Annotated in this window: 14 protein-coding genes, 1 rRNA gene and 1 riboswitch; of the genes, 12 read left to right on the forward strand and 3 right to left on the reverse strand. The window is 68.1% G+C overall.

Features of this window, described 5'->3' with window-relative positions; genetic code table 11:
* The 11 genes from rrf to ABZY11_RS17785 form a co-directional block, all read left to right on the forward strand.
* A 5S ribosomal RNA gene (gene rrf / locus ABZY11_RS17735) occupies positions 1 to 83 on the forward strand; the annotation flags it as partial.
* A gap of 148 nt (positions 84 to 231) precedes the next feature.
* Positions 232 to 840, forward strand: coding sequence for a CDP-alcohol phosphatidyltransferase family protein (locus ABZY11_RS17740; RefSeq protein ID WP_356479999.1), 609 nt, complete (start codon positions 232 to 234; stop codon positions 838 to 840).
* Positions 841 to 953: 113 nt separating this feature from the next.
* Entirely contained in the window at positions 954 to 3,449 is a 2,496-nt protein-coding gene (locus tag ABZY11_RS17745) for a mannose-1-phosphate guanyltransferase (RefSeq protein ID WP_356480000.1), read from the forward strand.
* Positions 3,450 to 3,547: 98 nt separating this feature from the next.
* Positions 3,548 to 4,471, forward strand: a complete 924-nt coding sequence (locus tag ABZY11_RS17750; RefSeq protein WP_356480001.1) for a DUF881 domain-containing protein — start codon at positions 3,548 to 3,550, stop codon at positions 4,469 to 4,471.
* The gene (locus ABZY11_RS17755) at positions 4,468 to 4,800 is read left to right on the forward strand and encodes a small basic family protein (protein WP_018522495.1); all 333 of its coding nucleotides are present in this window, start codon (positions 4,468 to 4,470) and stop codon (positions 4,798 to 4,800) included. The genes ABZY11_RS17750 and ABZY11_RS17755 overlap by 4 nt, the downstream gene beginning before the upstream one ends.
* Positions 4,801 to 4,805: 5 nt before the next feature.
* Positions 4,806 to 5,594: a DUF881 domain-containing protein gene (locus ABZY11_RS17760; protein WP_356480002.1), complete on the forward strand. Its 789-nt coding sequence runs from the start codon at positions 4,806 to 4,808 to the stop codon at positions 5,592 to 5,594.
* 190 nt (positions 5,595 to 5,784) lie between these two features.
* A complete protein-coding gene (locus ABZY11_RS17765) occupies positions 5,785 to 6,573 on the forward strand; it encodes an FHA domain-containing protein (protein ID WP_356480003.1) in 789 nt (262 codons plus the stop codon).
* 17 nt (positions 6,574 to 6,590) lie between these two features.
* Positions 6,591 to 7,334 (forward strand): MerR family transcriptional regulator, encoded by a 744-nt coding sequence (locus ABZY11_RS17770; RefSeq protein ID WP_356480004.1) that lies wholly within the window; start codon positions 6,591 to 6,593, stop codon positions 7,332 to 7,334.
* Between the two features lie 53 nt (positions 7,335 to 7,387).
* Positions 7,388 to 7,861, forward strand: coding sequence for a bifunctional nuclease family protein (locus ABZY11_RS17775; RefSeq protein WP_006123076.1), 474 nt, complete (start codon positions 7,388 to 7,390; stop codon positions 7,859 to 7,861).
* 168 nt (positions 7,862 to 8,029) lie between these two features.
* A complete protein-coding gene (locus ABZY11_RS17780) occupies positions 8,030 to 8,647 on the forward strand; it encodes a MerR family transcriptional regulator (RefSeq protein ID WP_356480005.1) in 618 nt (205 codons plus the stop codon).
* Between the two features lie 57 nt (positions 8,648 to 8,704).
* Positions 8,705 to 10,165, forward strand: coding sequence for a DNA polymerase IV (locus tag ABZY11_RS17785; RefSeq protein WP_356480006.1), 1,461 nt, complete (start codon positions 8,705 to 8,707; stop codon positions 10,163 to 10,165).
* Here the strand turns inward: ABZY11_RS17785 and ABZY11_RS17790 are convergent.
* Positions 10,090 to 10,458, reverse strand: coding sequence for a PRC-barrel domain-containing protein (locus tag ABZY11_RS17790; protein WP_356480007.1), 369 nt, complete (start codon positions 10,456 to 10,458; stop codon positions 10,090 to 10,092). The genes ABZY11_RS17785 and ABZY11_RS17790 overlap by 76 nt on opposite strands.
* A 113-nt stretch (positions 10,459 to 10,571) precedes the next feature.
* Positions 10,572 to 10,668, forward strand: a riboswitch (glycine riboswitch).
* A gap of 194 nt (positions 10,669 to 10,862) precedes the next feature.
* On the opposite strand from ABZY11_RS17790, the gene gcvP reads away from it, so the two are divergent.
* Entirely contained in the window at positions 10,863 to 13,748 is a 2,886-nt protein-coding gene (gene gcvP / locus ABZY11_RS17795) for an aminomethyl-transferring glycine dehydrogenase (RefSeq protein WP_356480008.1), read from the forward strand.
* A gap of 87 nt (positions 13,749 to 13,835) precedes the next feature.
* Here gcvP and ABZY11_RS17800 read toward each other — a convergent pair whose 3' ends face one another.
* Both ABZY11_RS17800 and ABZY11_RS17805 read right to left on the reverse strand, forming a co-directional pair.
* Positions 13,836 to 14,042: a DUF5999 family protein gene (locus ABZY11_RS17800; protein WP_356480009.1), complete on the reverse strand. Its 207-nt coding sequence runs from the start codon at positions 14,040 to 14,042 to the stop codon at positions 13,836 to 13,838.
* 317 nt (positions 14,043 to 14,359) lie between these two features.
* Entirely contained in the window at positions 14,360 to 14,953 is a 594-nt protein-coding gene (locus tag ABZY11_RS17805; protein WP_356480010.1) for a hypothetical protein, read from the reverse strand.
* Between the last annotated feature and the right edge of the window lie 434 nt (positions 14,954 to 15,387).

The following is a 15,387-nucleotide window of genomic DNA, read 5'->3' on the forward strand; positions in this document are numbered from 1 at the left end:
ACATTCCGAACCCGGAAGCTAAGCCTTTCAGCGCCGATGGTACTGCAGGGGGGACCCTGTGGGAGAGTAGGACGCCGCCGAACTCCTTTTACGGGGAAGCCCCGTGTCCGCAGGGACACGGGGCTTTTCTGCGTTCACGAGATCCTTGCATCACCCCTGTGCATCCGAGAGCGGTGGCTGAGGGTAAGGTCAGGGGGCATCATTGGCACGTTCTTCACAGGAGGCCCCCGGGTGGAGGTCCAGGAGACTCGGGTTCAGACGGACCGGGTACTCACCATCCCCAACATCCTCAGCATGGCTCGCCTTGTCGGGGTTCCGCTTTTCCTGTGGCTGATTCTTCGCCCCGTGTTCGGTGGCCCCCAGAGCGACGGCTGGGCTCTGCTGGTGTTGATGGTCAGCGGTATCAGCGACTACCTCGACGGTAAGCTCGCCCGCCGGTGGAACCAGATCAGCAGCCTCGGCCGGCTCCTGGATCCCGCTGCGGATCGCCTCTACATCCTTTCCACCCTCGTCGGCCTGACCTGGCGGGAGATCCTGCCGCTGTGGCTCACCGCAGCACTTGTTGCCCGTGAGCTGATGCTCCTCGTGATGGTCGGAATCCTGAGGCGTCACGGCTATCCCCCGCCCCAGGTGAACTTCCTGGGCAAGGCGGCCACGTTCAACCTGATGTACGCGTTCCCCTTGTTGCTGCTCAGTGATGGAAGTGGTTGGCTTGCATCGCTGGCCGCTATTTTCGGATGGGCGTTCGCAGGTTGGGGTACAACGCTCTACTGGTGGGCAGGGATCCTCTACGTGGTTCAGGTCCGCCGCCTCGTCAAGGCGGATGTAGCAGCCGATTGAGCTCGTTGATGCGGTGCCGCGCAGTGTGGCCGGCCCGCCGCTGATGACCCGGATAGTGCCCCGACGGGCGAAGTCGGCTAAACCGTCGTCTCTTCAAGGAGGACGTTTCCGACATGAAGGCCGTCGTGATGGCTGGCGGCGAAGGCACTCGTCTTCGCCCCATGACCTCAAGCATGCCCAAGCCGCTTCTGCCCGTAGCCAATCGGCCGATCATGGAGCACGTGCTTCGGCTGCTCAAGCGGCACGGGTTGAATGAGACCGTCGTAACGGTCCAGTTTCTCGCCTCGCTGGTCAAGAACTACTTCGGGGACGGCGAAGAGCTCGGGATGGAGCTCAGCTACGCCAACGAGGAGAAGCCCCTCGGCACTGCGGGGAGCGTGAAAAATGCCGAGGAAGCGCTGAAGGACGACACCTTCCTCGTCATTTCCGGTGATGCGCTCACCGACTTCGACCTCACCGATCTCATCGCCTTCCACAAGGAAAAGGGCGGTCTGGTCACGGTGTGCCTGACCCGTGTGCCGAACCCTCTGGAATTCGGCATCACGATTGTGGACGAGGGCGGCCAGGTTGAACGCTTCCTGGAGAAGCCCACCTGGGGGCAGGTCTTCTCGGACACCGTCAACACCGGGATTTACGTCATGGAACCCGAGGTATTCGACTATGTCGAGGCCGACGTATCGGTGGACTGGTCCGGTGATGTCTTCCCTCAGCTCATGAAGGAAGGCAAGCCCATCTACGGCTACATCGCCGAGGGCTACTGGGAGGACGTCGGCACTCACGAGAGCTATGTGAAGGCACAGGCCGATGTTCTTGAACGCAAGGTCGATGTCGACATCGACGGCTTCGAGATCTCGCCGGGCGTATGGGTCGCGGAAGGCGCGGAAGTACATCCCGACGCGGTACTGCGCGGACCTCTCTACATCGGGGACTATGCAAAGGTCGAAGCCGGTGCGGAGATCCGCGAGCACACGGTCATCGGGTCGAACGTTGTCGTCAAGAGCGGCGCATTCCTGCACAAGGCCGTGGTTCACGACAACGTCTACATCGGTCAGCACAGCAATTTGCGCGGATGCGTGATCGGGAAGAACACCGACGTCATGCGGGCGACCCGCATCGAGGACGGCGCGGTCATCGGGGACGAGTGCCTGATCGGCGAGGAGTCGATCATTCAGGGCAATGTCCGCGTCTACCCGTTCAAGACCATCGAGGCCGGTGCCTTCGTCAACACCTCGGTGATCTGGGAATCGCGCGGACAGGCGCATCTCTTCGGCGCCCGCGGCGTATCCGGGATCCTGAATGTCGAGATCACCCCGGAACTGGCGGTCCGGCTCGCCGGTGCCTACGCCACGACTCTCAAGAAGGGCTCGACTGTCACCACCGCACGTGATCACTCCCGTGGTGCCCGTGCCCTGAAGCGAGCGGTGATCTCGGCCCTTCAGGCCAGCGCCATCGATGTCCGGGACCTGGAGAACGTACCGCTGCCCGTCGCGCGCCAGCAGACCGCACGGGGCAGCGCCGGCGGGATCATGATCCGTACGTCTCCCGGCGTGCCCGACTCCGTCGACATCATGTTCATCGACGAGCGGGGAGCGGACCTGTCTCAGGCGCGGCAGCGGAAGCTGGACCGGGTCTACGCACGTCAGGAATACCGCCGCGCCTTCCCGGGCGAGATCGGCGATCTGCACTTCCCGTCCAGCGTCTTCGACTCGTACACCGGGTCTCTGCTGCGGAATGTGGACACCGCGGGAATTTCCGATGCGGGGCTCAAGGTGGTCGTCGACGCCTCCAACGGGAGCGCCGGGCTCGTACTGCCCAGCCTGCTGGGACGGCTCGGCGTCGACGCGCTGACCATCAATCCCGGCCTCGATGAATCACGACCCACCGAGTCCGCCGAGACCCGCCGCTCCGGACTGGTGCGACTTGGCGAGATCGTCTCCTCGGCGCGGGCCGCGTTCGGCGTGCGGTTCGACCCGGTCGGTGAGCGGCTCTCCCTGGTCGACGAGCGGGGCCGGATCGTCGAGGACGACCGGGCGCTCCTCGTGATGCTCGACCTGGTGGCGGCCGAGCGGCGCAGCGGGCGGGTGGCGTTGCCGGTCACCACGACACGTGTCGCCGAGCAGGTCGCGGCGTACCACGGCACGCAGGTCGAATGGACGACGACATCGCCGGACGACCTGACGCGGGTGGGACGCGAGGAAGGCACGATCTTCGGTGGAGACGGGCGCGGGGGCTTCATCGTTCCCGAATTCAGCAGTGTCTTCGACGGATCGGCTGCGTTCGTGAGACTCCTCGGGCTTGTCGCCAGGACACAGCTCACCCTCAGCCAGATCGATGCCCGCATTCCGCGTGCCCATGTCCTGCGCCGTGATCTCGCCACACCCTGGGCCGTCAAGGGCCTGGTCATGCGCCGGGTCGTGGAGGCCGCCGGTGACCGAAGCGTCGACACCACGGACGGGGTGCGGGTGGTCGAGGCCGACGGGCGGTGGGTGATGGTGCTGCCGGACCGGGCCGAGGCGGTCACCCATCTGTGGGCCGAGGGCCCGGACGACGCCTCCGCGCAAGCGCTCCTGGACGAATGGGCTACGGTCGTGGACAGCGCAGGTCAGTGACGGTTACCCCGGTGTGCCCGGCGGCGTCCGACGGCGCCTGCGGGCACACCGGTGGGGCCATTCGGCGGTAGCAGTGGCGACGTGCGACGATGTGCGGCATGTCGCAGCAGCCCCCCGATCGGAGTACCGCATCGCCTCCCGCGCGTCCCGACGCATCCATGACGCTGCTGACCAATGTGATGGACCACAGTCTGGACGACGGATACGCCGAGGCATCGGCGCGGCGTAAGGCCGACGGGAACGCGGGCCTGCCCCGTACGCTGAAGTCGAAACTCGGCTTCGCCGCATGTCTGGTGCTCGCCGCCCTCGTCGTCACGCTCGGGGCCGCGGAGGCACGCGTCTCCGCGCCGGTCCTCGCCAAGGAGCGCCAGGAGCTGATCGATCGCATCGATGACGAGACGGCCGCGGCCGACACCCTCGAGTCGCAGGTGGACAAGCTCCGGGACGACGTGGGCAGGCGCCAGCGCAAGGCACTGGAGAAGCACGGCGGGGACCAGGGGGAGCGGGTGGCACTGCTGGCCGGGGCGACCCCGGTGGAGGGGCCCGGCGTGAAACTCGTCGTCGACGATGCCAAGAACACCGACCAGGGCGGTGGGGGACCGAGGGAGACCAGCGGGTTCGCCGACACCGGGCGAGTCCGTGACCGGGACCTTCAACGGGTCGTCAACGGCCTGTGGCAGTCCGGCGCGGAGGCGATCGCGATCAACGGGCAGCGGCTGACGGCCCTGTCGGCGATCCGCGCGGCGGGCGACGCCATACTGGTCGACAACAGACCGCTCGTTCCGCCGTACACGGTGCTGGCGGTGGGGGACGGGAAGCAACTCGGCACCGCGTTCCAGGACAGTGCCGACGGCCAGTATCTGCAGGCGCTCAAGGAGACCTTCGACATCCGGACGAGCATGTCCCCGCAGCAGAAGGTGAGCCTTCCGGTCGCGCCGAGCCTGATCGTCCGTACAGCAGAGCCTTATAAGGCCGCAGACACCGGCAGTGGTGCGGCAGACACAGGGAAGGGCACATCGTGATCGCCGTACTGGGCCTCGTCGTGGGAGTCGTGGTCGGACTGTTGGTCCGGCCCGAGGTGCCGGCGATGGTCGAGCCCTACCTCCCGATCGCCGTCGTGGCTGCCCTCGACGCAGTCTTCGGTGGGCTGCGCGCCATGCTCGACGGGATCTTCGTCGACAAGGTTTTCGTCGTGTCGTTCCTCTCGAACGTCGTGGTGGCCGCCCTGATCGTGTTCCTGGGCGACAAGCTGGGCGTCGGAGCGCAGTTGTCCACCGGTGTGGTGGTCGTGCTCGGGATCCGGATCTTCTCCAACGCCGCGGCCATCCGCCGGCACGTCTTTCGGGCCTGAGGCCGATGAGCAACGAAGAACTTCCCGGCGAGACGGAGCACGCCGCCGAGCAGACGGCTGGCGCCGCCAAGGAACTCACCGGACGTCAGCGGCTGGTCGCCGGACTGTGGCCGCCGCGGGTGACGCGCGCCCAACTCATCGTCGCGGTACTGCTGTTCGTTCTCGGTCTCGGACTGGCGATTCAGGTGCGGTCCAACAGCGACAACAGCTCGCTGCGGGGTGCCCGGCAGGAGGACCTGGTCCGGATCCTCGACGAGCTGGACGACCGGACGCAGCGTCTGGAGGACGAGAAGCAGCGGCTGAACGCTCAGCGCACGGAGCTGGAGAACAGCTCCGACCAGGCTGAGGAGGCGCGTAAGCAGACCGTGGAGAAGGAGCGGCAGCTCGGTGTTCTCGCGGGCACCGTGGCGGCACACGGGCCCGGGATCACGCTCACCGTCAACGATCCCGGGGACGGAGTGAAGGCGGACATGCTGCTCGACGCACTCCAGGAGCTGCGGGCGGCGGGCGCCGAGGCGATCGAGGTCAACGGGGTGCGCGTGGTGGCCAATACGTACTTCTCCGGTGACGGCGGCAACGTCAGGGTTGACGACCGTAAGATCACCGCGCCGTACGTCTTCAAGGTGATCGGCAAGCCCCAGGATCTGGAGCCGGCGCTGAACATTCCGGGCGGCGTGGTGCAGACACTGGAGAAGGAGCAAGCCACCGTTCAGGTCGAGCAGGCCGACGACATCGTCGTGGACGCCTTGCGACCGGCGAAGCAGCCTGACTACGCTCGGTCGTCATCCCCGTGAGTCCGCGGCGCGGAGGGTGCGAAGGAGACTGGCACGAGGTTGCGGGGGGTCGCCGCATCGTATTGGTGGCGCGTGGTGGAAACTGTCGAGTGGATACGGACGTTGTGAAGATGTCCGGGTCGGCAGGTGTGTTCATTCAGGGTTCGTCCTGCCCCACGGGCGGGTCTATTTCGGTCAAGGGGAATCGCCCGTGAAGTTGTTTGGGAAGTTGTTCGGCAAGAGCGCTCGCGACGAGGCTGCCCGCCATCGCGCACCGCGCCATGGCCAGGCGGACGAGCAGGGCACGGAGCGCCCGCTCTTCCGTGATCAGGTGTCGGGTACGGGCAGTGACAATTCGGGAGCATCCGGCGCGTCGTCTGTTGACCCTGCTGGTCCCGGCCGCATAGGTTTCGGAGAATCGTCGACCTCAAGTACGGGTGGAGAGTTCGCCCCCAGGCAGGAGGGTTCGTCCATGCCGGTCTGTACGAGGTGCGGGCATCGCAATGCCGAGGCCAGTCGTTTCTGCTCCAACTGCGGCGCGCCGCTGCGGGGCGGGGTTCCCGAGCGTGCCTCGGAGACGACCTCCACCATCTCCATCTCCGGCCTTGAGGCATACGAGGCGGAGGCCACCGGGCAGACGGCCCTTCCGTCCCTCTCGCCCGAGGCACAGGCGGCCGTCGATGCCCTTCCGCTCGGCTCGGCGCTCCTGGTGGTGCGCCGCGGTCCGAACTCCGGCAGCCGCTTTCTGCTGGACGGTGAGCTGACCACGGCCGGCCGCCACCCGCAGAGCGACATCTTCCTCGACGACGTGACGGTGTCGCGGCGGCATGTGGAGTTCCGCAGGAACCCCGACGGCAGCTTCACGGTCGGGGACGTGGGCAGCCTGAACGGTACCTACGTCAACCGTGAGCGCATCGACTCCGTCGCTCTGTCCAACGGCGACGAAGTGCAGATCGGCAAGTACCGGCTGGTCTTCTACGCGAGCCAGCGCGGTATCTGACCCGTCAGGGAAGGTCCATGCTGAGAACACCGACGGGCGGTGCCGGCCACGGCACCGCCACCGCCGACGACCGCCCGATGAGCATCGGCACGGTGCTCCTGCGGCTGCGGGAGGAGTTCCCCGAGGTCACGATCTCCAAGATTCGATTCCTGGAGGCCGAAGGACTCGTCGAGCCGCAGCGGACCCCCTCCGGCTATCGCAAGTTCCGTGGCGCCGATGTGGAGCGGCTGGCTCAGGTGCTGCGCATGCAGCGGGACCACTACCTCCCGCTGAAGGTCATCCGTGAGCATCTGGACGCACTCGCCCGTGGTGAACAGGCCGCCCTTCCCTCCGGGGGCGGCCCCCGGGAGCTGGCCGACGGCGGCTGGGATGCGGAGTCCGGACGGGCCACCGCAGCCCGAATCGGCCGTGCCGAGCTGCTGGCGGCCGCCGAGGTCACCGAGAGCGACCTCGATGAGTGGGAGTCGTACGGCCTGGTCGTGCCGACCGCCGAGGGCGGTTACGACGCCGAGATGGTCACGGTTGCCAAGCTTGTGGCGGATCTGGGCAGGTTCGGTCTGGAACCGCGTCACCTGCGCGCCGTGCGAGCGGCCGCGGATCGCGAGGTCGGACTCATCGAGCAGGTGGTCGCGCCCTTGCGCCGGCACCGGAATCCGCAGACCAGAGCCCATGCGGAGGCCACTGCGAAAGAACTCGCGGAGCTGTCCGTGAGGCTTCATTCGGCCCTTGTGCAGAGCGCTCTGCACATCCGGCTCCACTGATCGCGCCGGTGCCCGACTACCCAAACCTGCCGGGCACGTCCTAGGGTTGCTGTGTGAACGAGCTCGACGTTGTGGGTGTCCGGGTGGAAATGCCCTCCAACCAACCGATCGTGCTCCTGCGTGAAGTGGGAGGCGATCGGTACCTCCCCATTTGGATCGGTCCTGGTGAGGCAACCGCGATCGCCTTCGCCCAGCAGGGCATGGCTCCGGCCAGGCCGCTGACCCATGATCTCTTCAAGGACGTGCTCGAGGCTGTCGGCCAGGAGCTCACCGAGGTCCGCATCACGGACCTTCGGGAAGGGGTCTTCTACGCGGAGCTGGTCTTCGCCAGCGGGGTCGAGGTGAGCGCGCGGCCGTCCGACGCCATAGCGCTCGCATTGCGCACCGGGACGCCGATCTACGGCAGTGACGGGGTGCTCGACGACGCCGGCATCGCCATCCCGGACGAGCAGGAGGATGAGGTGGAGAAATTCCGCGAGTTCCTCGATCAGATCTCTCCGGAGGATTTCGGTACCAACAGTCAGTGACCGTTCTTCGGGGTCGCAGTCAGCGCATCCGGCAAGCCTTTCCCGTTCGTGAGACACGGGAAACCACCCTCAGGGTGATTATCACTCGGCGTGCCGAGTGTGGCGATCGTTGACGCACCCCGAGTGACTGCCTACCTTCGACATGGCAGGTCAAGGACGGAGGTCGGCGTGAGAAGCAGCGGCGACGGTACGGCAGCGGGTGGGCCGTATCCGCAGCAGGGGAGTACAGCCGACCACACCATCATGCAGCCGGTTCAACCGGCGGCGATGGCGGGGGACGGAGTGGCATCGGCCGGCGACATCGGCTACCGCGGGCCGACCGCCTGCGCGGCGGCCGGGATCACCTACCGGCAGCTCGACTACTGGGCGCGCACGGGGCTGGTGGAACCGAGCGTGCGCCCGGCGTACGGCTCCGGCACACAGCGGCTCTACAGTTTCCGGGACGTCGTCCTGCTGAAGATCGTGAAGCGTTTCCTGGACACCGGTGTGGCACTGCAGAACATCCGCACCACGGTTCAGCATCTGCGCGCCCGCGGATTCCAGGACCTTGAGCGGATGACGCTGATGAGCGACGGGGCGACGGTCTACGAGTGCTCCTCGCCCGACGAGGTCGTCAGCCTGCTCCAGGGCGGCCAGGGGGTCTTCGGCATCGCGGTGGGTGTGGTGTGGCAGGACGTCGACGTCGCCCTCTCCCAGCTGCACGGCGAGCGGGTGGACACCGGCGAGACCCTCATCGGGAACAACCCCACCGATGAGCTCGCGCGGCGGCGCAACCGCGCCGGCTGACGCGGCCGACGGTTCGGGCGCGGCAATTGTCAGTGCCGTAGGGCAGCATCGATTGATGTGAGAGCCGCGCCCACCATCCTGCATCTGGACATGGATGCTTTCTACGCCTCTGCCGAGCAGGCGGCGAAGCCGAGCCTGCGCGGCAAGCCGGTCGTGGTGGGCGGGCTCGGGCCGCGCGGGGTCGTCGCCACCGCTTCGTACGAGGCGCGTCGCTTCGGGGTGCACTCGGCGATGCCCATGGCGCAGGCGCGGCGGCTGGCGCCCAACGCGGCCTATCTGGTGCCCCGCTTCCAGCTGTACCGGACGGTGAGCGACCAGGTGATGGAGCTGCTCGCGCGGCTCTCCCCGCTGGTGGAGCCCCTCAGCCTGGACGAGGCCTTCGTGGACCTGGAGGCCGGTGGGACGGCCGATGACACAGCTTCGGCGCTGGAGATCGGTGAGCAGCTGCGTACGGCCATCAAAGCGGTCACCGGGCTCACCGGCTCGGTCGGGCTCGCCGGTTCCAAGATGCTGGCCAAGATCGCTTCGGAGGAGGCGAAACCGAACGGCCTGCTGCTCATAGAGCCGGGCACGGAGCGAGAACTCCTCGCACCCATGTCGGTACGGATTCTCCCCGGTGTCGGGCCCGCGACGGCGGACCATCTGCGCCGTGCCGGGATGACGACGGTCGACGACCTGGTCGAGGCGGGTGAGGACGAGCTCGTACGCCTGCTGGGGAAGGCGCACGGGGGCTCGCTCCATCGCATGGCGTTCGGGTACGACGACCGGCCGGTGGTCGCGGAGCGGGACGCCAAATCGGTGTCGGTCGAGGACACCTTCGACGCCGACCTGCACGACCGGGTACGGATCAGGACGGAGGTCGAGCGGCTGGCCGACCGATGCGTCCAGAGGCTGCGGGGCGCGGGGCGGTCCGGGCGGACGGTGGTGCTGAAGGTGCGCCGGTACGACTTCTCGACGCTCACGAGGTCCGAGACTCTCCGTGGGCCCACGGACGACCCCACGGTGGTCCGTGAGGCCGCCGCACGGCTCCTGGAGGCCGTGGACACCACCGGAGGCGTCCGGCTGCTCGGAGTGGGCGTGACGGGGCTTGCCGACTACACGCAGGAGGATCTCTTCGCCCAGGCCGCCGGTGAGCGGACCGCAGCCGAGGAATCGGCGCAGGAGACGGCACCGGCGGAGGACACCGGGGCCGAGCTGCCGGGCGATTCCCCGGCTGAGGCCCCGGAGACCGCCGAGCAGCGCGCCGCACGGCGCTGGCCCGCCGGACACGACGTACGCCATGACGTATACGGCCATGGCTGGGTGCAGGGCAGCGGCGTCGGCCGGGTGACCGTGCGGTTCGAGGAGCCCGAGTCGGCGCCCGGCCGGGTGCGTACGTTCCGGATCGACGACCCGGAGCTCCGGCCGGCCGATCCGCTGCCGTTGGTGCGGGACCCGGTGGACTACTCGTCCTGGCCGGCCAGCCTGCCGAAGTCCCTGTCCGGGCCGGTCGCCTCGGGCGGGGAGTCCAGACCGTAGTGCCGGTAGAGCTGGAGCTCCTGTTCCGGTGAGAGATGGCGGCCGACGCCGAAGTCGGGCGCGTCCTTGATCAGCGCACGGTCGAAGGGGATGCGGAGCGTGTCCTCCACGAATTCGCTGGGTTCCAGCGGGACGAACGCGTCCCGGCTGAAGAGTCCGGTGCGTACGGCTGCCCACTCGGGCACACCGGTCGCGTCGTCGAGGTAGACCTCGTCCACGGTTCCGATCTTGGTGCCCTTGCGGTCGAACGCCTTGCGGCCGATCAGGCTGCGCGGATCGATGTCGGTCTGCACGGTCCCTCCCACTGGTCGCGGCTACTCCACAAGCACTACAAAAGGGCAGATCCGGGTGGTTGGCCACTCGAGAAATCAGCCATGAACCCCGCTGGTAGTCTGGTGATGGCTGCTGACCCCGTGCGGGAGAGTCCTCCGGAGCTGATCCGAAGGCGCCGAAGGAGCAAATCCTCCCCGGAATCTCTCAGGCCCCCGTACCGCACGGACGAGGTCACTCTGGAAAGCAGGGCGGGTCACGTGCGGCCGAGTGCCGGTGCGAGTCCCTTCCTCACCGACGGTGAAAGCCGGTACGCCGCAGGGCGCGCCGGCGAAGCTCTCAGGTTGAGATGACAGAGGGGGAGGCCGTTCGGGCACCCGCGCCGTGGTGCCCCTCGCAGGTCGTGACAGACCAGGAGGCCTCCACCATGACCCCCCGTCGCACTCCGCTCTCCCAGCTGGAGCAGGGCATTCCGTTCGAGCAGCGCCATATCGGACCCGATGCCGAGGCGCAGTCGAAGATGCTCGCCCAGGTCGGTTACGGATCGCTGGACGAGCTCACCGCGGCCGCGGTGCCCGATGTCATCAAGAGCGCGGAAGCACTCGGTCTGCCGGGCGCGCGCACCGAGGCCGAGGTTCTCGCCGAGCTGCGCGAGCTCGCGGACCGCAACCAGGTGCTGGCCCCGATGATCGGACTCGGCTACTACGGCACCTTCACCCCGCCGGTGATCCTGCGCAACGTCATGGAGAACCCCGCCTGGTACACGGCCTACACGCCGTACCAGCCGGAGATTTCGCAGGGCCGCCTGGAGGCGCTCCTCAACTTCCAGACGATGGTCGCCGAGCTGACCGGGCTGCCCACCTCCGGCGCCTCGCTGCTCGACGAGGGCACCGCGGCCGCCGAGGCCATGGCGCTCTCCCGGCGCGTCGGCAAGGTGAAGGACGGTGTCTTCCTGGTCGACGCCGACGCCCTGCCGCAGACGATCGCGGTCATCGAGACCCGCGCCGAGCCGACCGGTGTCGAGGTCGTCGTCGCCGACCTGTCCGACGGCATCCCGGCGGAGATCGCCGAGCGCGGTGTCTTCGGCGTCCTGGTGCAGTACCCGGGTGCCTCCGGAGCGGTGCGGAACATCGAGCCCGTCATCGAGCAGGCCCACGAGCTGGGCGCGATCGTCACGGTCGCCGCCGACCTGCTGGCCCTGACCCTGCTCACCTCGCCCGGTGACCTGGGCGCGGACATCGCGGTCGGCACCACACAGCGCTTCGGTGTGCCGATGGGCTTCGGCGGACCGCACGCCGGCTTCATGGCCGTACGGGAGAAGTTCGCCCGCAGCCTTCCCGGCCGCCTCGTCGGTGTCTCCGTTGACGCGGACGGCAACAAGGCCTACCGGCTGGCCCTGCAGACCCGCGAGCAGCACATCCGCCGGGAGAAGGCCACCAGCAACATCTGTACCGCTCAGGTGCTGCTCGCCGTCATGGCCGGAATGTACGCCGTCTACCACGGCCCGGACGGGCTGCGGACGATCGCCCGGCGCACCCACCGCTACGCGACGATCCTGGCCGAGGGCCTGCGCGCCTCCGGCATCGACGTCGTGACCGGCGCCCACTTCGACACCCTCACCGTGCGTGTCCCGGGCAAGGCGGCCGAGATCGTCGCCGCTGCCCGCGAGCGCGGGGTCAACCTGCGGCTCGTCGACGCCGACCTGGTCTCCCTCGCCTGCGACGAGACCACCACGCGTACCCAGATCGCCGCCGTCTGGGCCGCCTTCGGTGTAGACGGGGACATCGAGTCGCTGGACGCCACCGCTGCCGACGCGCTGCCCGAGGGGCTGCTGCGCAGCGACGAGATCCTCACCCATCCGGTCTTCCACCAGCACCGCTCCGAGACCGCGATGCTGCGCTACCTGCGCAAGCTCGCCGACCGGGACTACGCGCTGGACCGCGGCATGATCCCGCTCGGCTCCTGCACCATGAAGCTGAACGCGACCACCGAGATGGAGTCGATCACCTGGCCCGAGTTCGGTGCGCTGCATCCCTTCGCTCCGGCCGAGCAGGCGCAGGGGTTCCTGACCCTCATCCGCGAGCTGGAGGAGCGCCTCGCCGAGGTCACCGGGTACGACGCGGTCTCCATCCAGCCGAACGCGGGCTCGCAGGGCGAGTTCGCGGGCCTGCTGGCCGTACGGGCGTACCACCGGGCCAACGGTGACGAGCAGCGCACCGTCTGCCTCATTCCGTCCTCCGCGCACGGCACCAACGCGGCCAGCGCCGTCATGGCCGGCATGAAGGTCGTCGTGGTCAAGACCGCCGACGACGGTGAGGTCGACATAGCGGACCTCCGCGCCAAGATCGAGAAGCACCGCGACGAGCTCGCCGTGCTCATGATCACGTACCCGTCGACGCACGGTGTGTTCGAGGAGCACGTCGCCGACATCTGCGCCGAGGTGCACGACGCCGGCGGTCAGGTGTACGTCGACGGTGCCAACCTCAACGCGCTGGTGGGCCTCGCCAGGCCGGGCCGGTTCGGCGGCGACGTCTCGCACCTGAACCTGCACAAGACCTTCTGCATCCCGCACGGCGGCGGCGGCCCCGGCGTCGGCCCGGTCGGCGTGCGCGCGCACCTCGCGCCGTACCTGCCGAACCACCCGCTGCAGCCCGCCGCGGGCCCCGAGACCGGGGTCGGACCGATCTCGGCCGCTCCGTGGGGCTCGGCCGGCATTCTGCCCATCTCGTGGGCGTACGTACGCCTGATGGGCGGGGAGGGCCTGAAGCGTGCGACGCAGGTGGCCGTGCTCGCCGCCAACTACATCGCCAAGCGTCTGGAACCGCACTACCCGATCCTGTACAACGGCCCGGCCGGTCTCGTCGCGCACGAGTGCATCGTGGACCTGCGGCCGATCTCCAAGGCCACCGGCGTCAGCGTCGACGACATCGCCAAGCGGCTGATCGACTACGGCTTCCACTCGCCGACCATGTCGTTCCCGGTCGCCGGGACGCTGATGATCGAGCCGACCGAGAGCGAGAACCTCGCGGAGCTCGACCGGTTCTGCGACACGATGATCGCCATTCGCGGCGAGGTCGAGAAGGTGGCCTCCGGCGAGTGGAGCGCGGACGACAACCCGCTGCACAACGCTCCGCACACCGCGGCGATGCTGGGCGGGGAATGGAAGCACGGCTACAGCCGTGAGGTGGCGGTCTTCCCGGCCGGGGTCTCGGCCGCCGACAAGTACTGGCCGCCGGTGCGCCGGATCGACGGTGCCTTCGGTGACCGTAACCTCGTCTGCTCCTGCCCGCCGCTGGACGAGTACGACAACTGAGTCATGAGCGCCACCGCGTGACGCGGTCATGCGTCGGGGCCGGTTCGGAGCATTCTCCGGGCCGGCCCCAGCTCGTACCGGCCGCGGTCAGGCGGCCTTCATCACCCGATCGGTTGCCAGGGGCCGGTGCGGAGCGATGATCTGGCCGTCCGGGAGCAGCTCACCGGTGTCCTCGAAGAGCAGGACTCCGTTGCACAGCAGGCTCCAGCCCTGTTCCGGGTGGTGCGCCGTCAGGCGGGCGGCTTCCCGGTCGGCTGAATCGGCGGTCGGGCATGGTGGCTGATGCTGGCACATGGCTGGGTTCTTTCGCTGCGTTGTAGTGAATGTCCTGCGGCTGGATGAGGTGTTCATTGCCGCCCCCCGTATCGATCGGTCCGGTCCCAGTGTTGCCCCACGGGCGTCAATCCGCAGGGATTTCGCAGCAGCACTTCTCCTTACTCGAAGGACGCATCACCCGCGCGGACGGTTCAGCGCAACTGCACTGTCCCTTCGGGTGGTTCGGGGTGGCCGGACCGGGCTAGTCCGGATGGGCATCGCAGTGCGCCCCCAGCACTGTGCCCCGCCACCGGGGACGGTGGCGGGGCACAGCGTTCTGACGCGGGTTCCGGTTCTCAGGCCGGTGATCCGAGCAGGGGGCCGGGGCCCGGGGGGATGCGCAGCGTCATCACACGGAGCAGATCGGCGACCCGGTGCGGGCGATGAGCCGCGATACCCGGTGGGGCGGGAGCCAGCGGAACCAGGAGATCGGCGGGCGCGAGCGTTCCCCCGGAGGCGTCGGTTTCGACGTCGCCGTGCAGCCAGAGGGCCAGCATGTAGAGCTCCGGGATGGACAGCAGCCGCGGCTGGTAGTGCGTGGTGACCGTCTCGGCCTGGCGCAGGGCGAGTTCGGTCGAGGCGATGTAGGGGCCCTCGAAGAAGTGCGAGAAGGTCCAGCCGTCCGGAGTGAGCATGGTGTCCGCCGCGGCGACGGCCTGCTCCGAGCTGCGGATCAGGAACCGCCACGCGGCAAGCCGGGTGGCGGGTGCGAGCCCGCCCGGCCCGATCCGGTCCAGTACATGGACGGGGAGCGGGAGTTCGGGGCTCAGCGGTCCCTGGGCGGACCGGAGAGCGGGCGTGCGGGCTTCGCGGACCGCGGTGGGTGAACCGAGTGCCGCGAGAACGCTGCGCAGAGCGGGCGCGGGAGCCGGGGGAACATGCAGCGGCATAGGTGGGTCGCCTCTCACTTCGGAGACACGGTGGTGCGTGGGCGAATGCAGACGGCGCTGTCGGCATGCGGGGCCAGAGGAGGCCGGTGACTGGGCCGGTGCGTCGACTCTCTGCCTCGTCCGCGGAGTTTATACGACACGTGTTCACGCGATGATTCCACTAGCCGTCGCAGGTATTGCCGACAAGGCGGTATCGAGACTTTATTATGCGGAGAACCTGCTGATTTTGCGTCAGCGGCGCAGCCGCCGCCTGGGATTTTTCCCTGGGTGCGGACGGCCGAAACGCGACGGTGTATTCACCATGCCCTGGTCCGGGAAACCTGTGCCGCACCATGCCCGTGGAATGTGCCTCGGGCGGCCGCACTCAGATTACTGGGTCCGTGGCGTTCCCGGGGGCGTTATGGATCACCCGGCCTGGGCATTATCGATCGTGA

It is taken from the genome of Streptomyces sp. NPDC006510, assembly GCF_040611955.1.
In the GTDB taxonomy this organism is placed as follows: Bacteria; Actinomycetota; Actinomycetes; order Streptomycetales; family Streptomycetaceae; genus Streptomyces.

Coding starts and splice junctions, on each gene's coding strand:
- ABZY11_RS17770 (WP_356480004.1), top strand. CDS start 6,591: ATGCTGAGAACACCGACGGGCGGTGCCGGCCACGGCACCGCCACCGCC.
- ABZY11_RS17750 (WP_356480001.1), top strand. CDS start 3,548: ATGTCGCAGCAGCCCCCCGATCGGAGTACCGCATCGCCTCCCGCGCGT.
- ABZY11_RS17805 (WP_356480010.1), bottom strand. CDS start 14,953: ATGCCGCTGCATGTTCCCCCGGCTCCCGCGCCCGCTCTGCGCAGCGTT.
- gcvP (WP_356480008.1), top strand. CDS start 10,863: ATGACCCCCCGTCGCACTCCGCTCTCCCAGCTGGAGCAGGGCATTCCG.
- ABZY11_RS17800 (WP_356480009.1), bottom strand. CDS start 14,042: ATGTGCCAGCATCAGCCACCATGCCCGACCGCCGATTCAGCCGACCGG.
- ABZY11_RS17760 (WP_356480002.1), top strand. CDS start 4,806: ATGAGCAACGAAGAACTTCCCGGCGAGACGGAGCACGCCGCCGAGCAG.
- ABZY11_RS17745 (WP_356480000.1), top strand. CDS start 954: ATGAAGGCCGTCGTGATGGCTGGCGGCGAAGGCACTCGTCTTCGCCCC.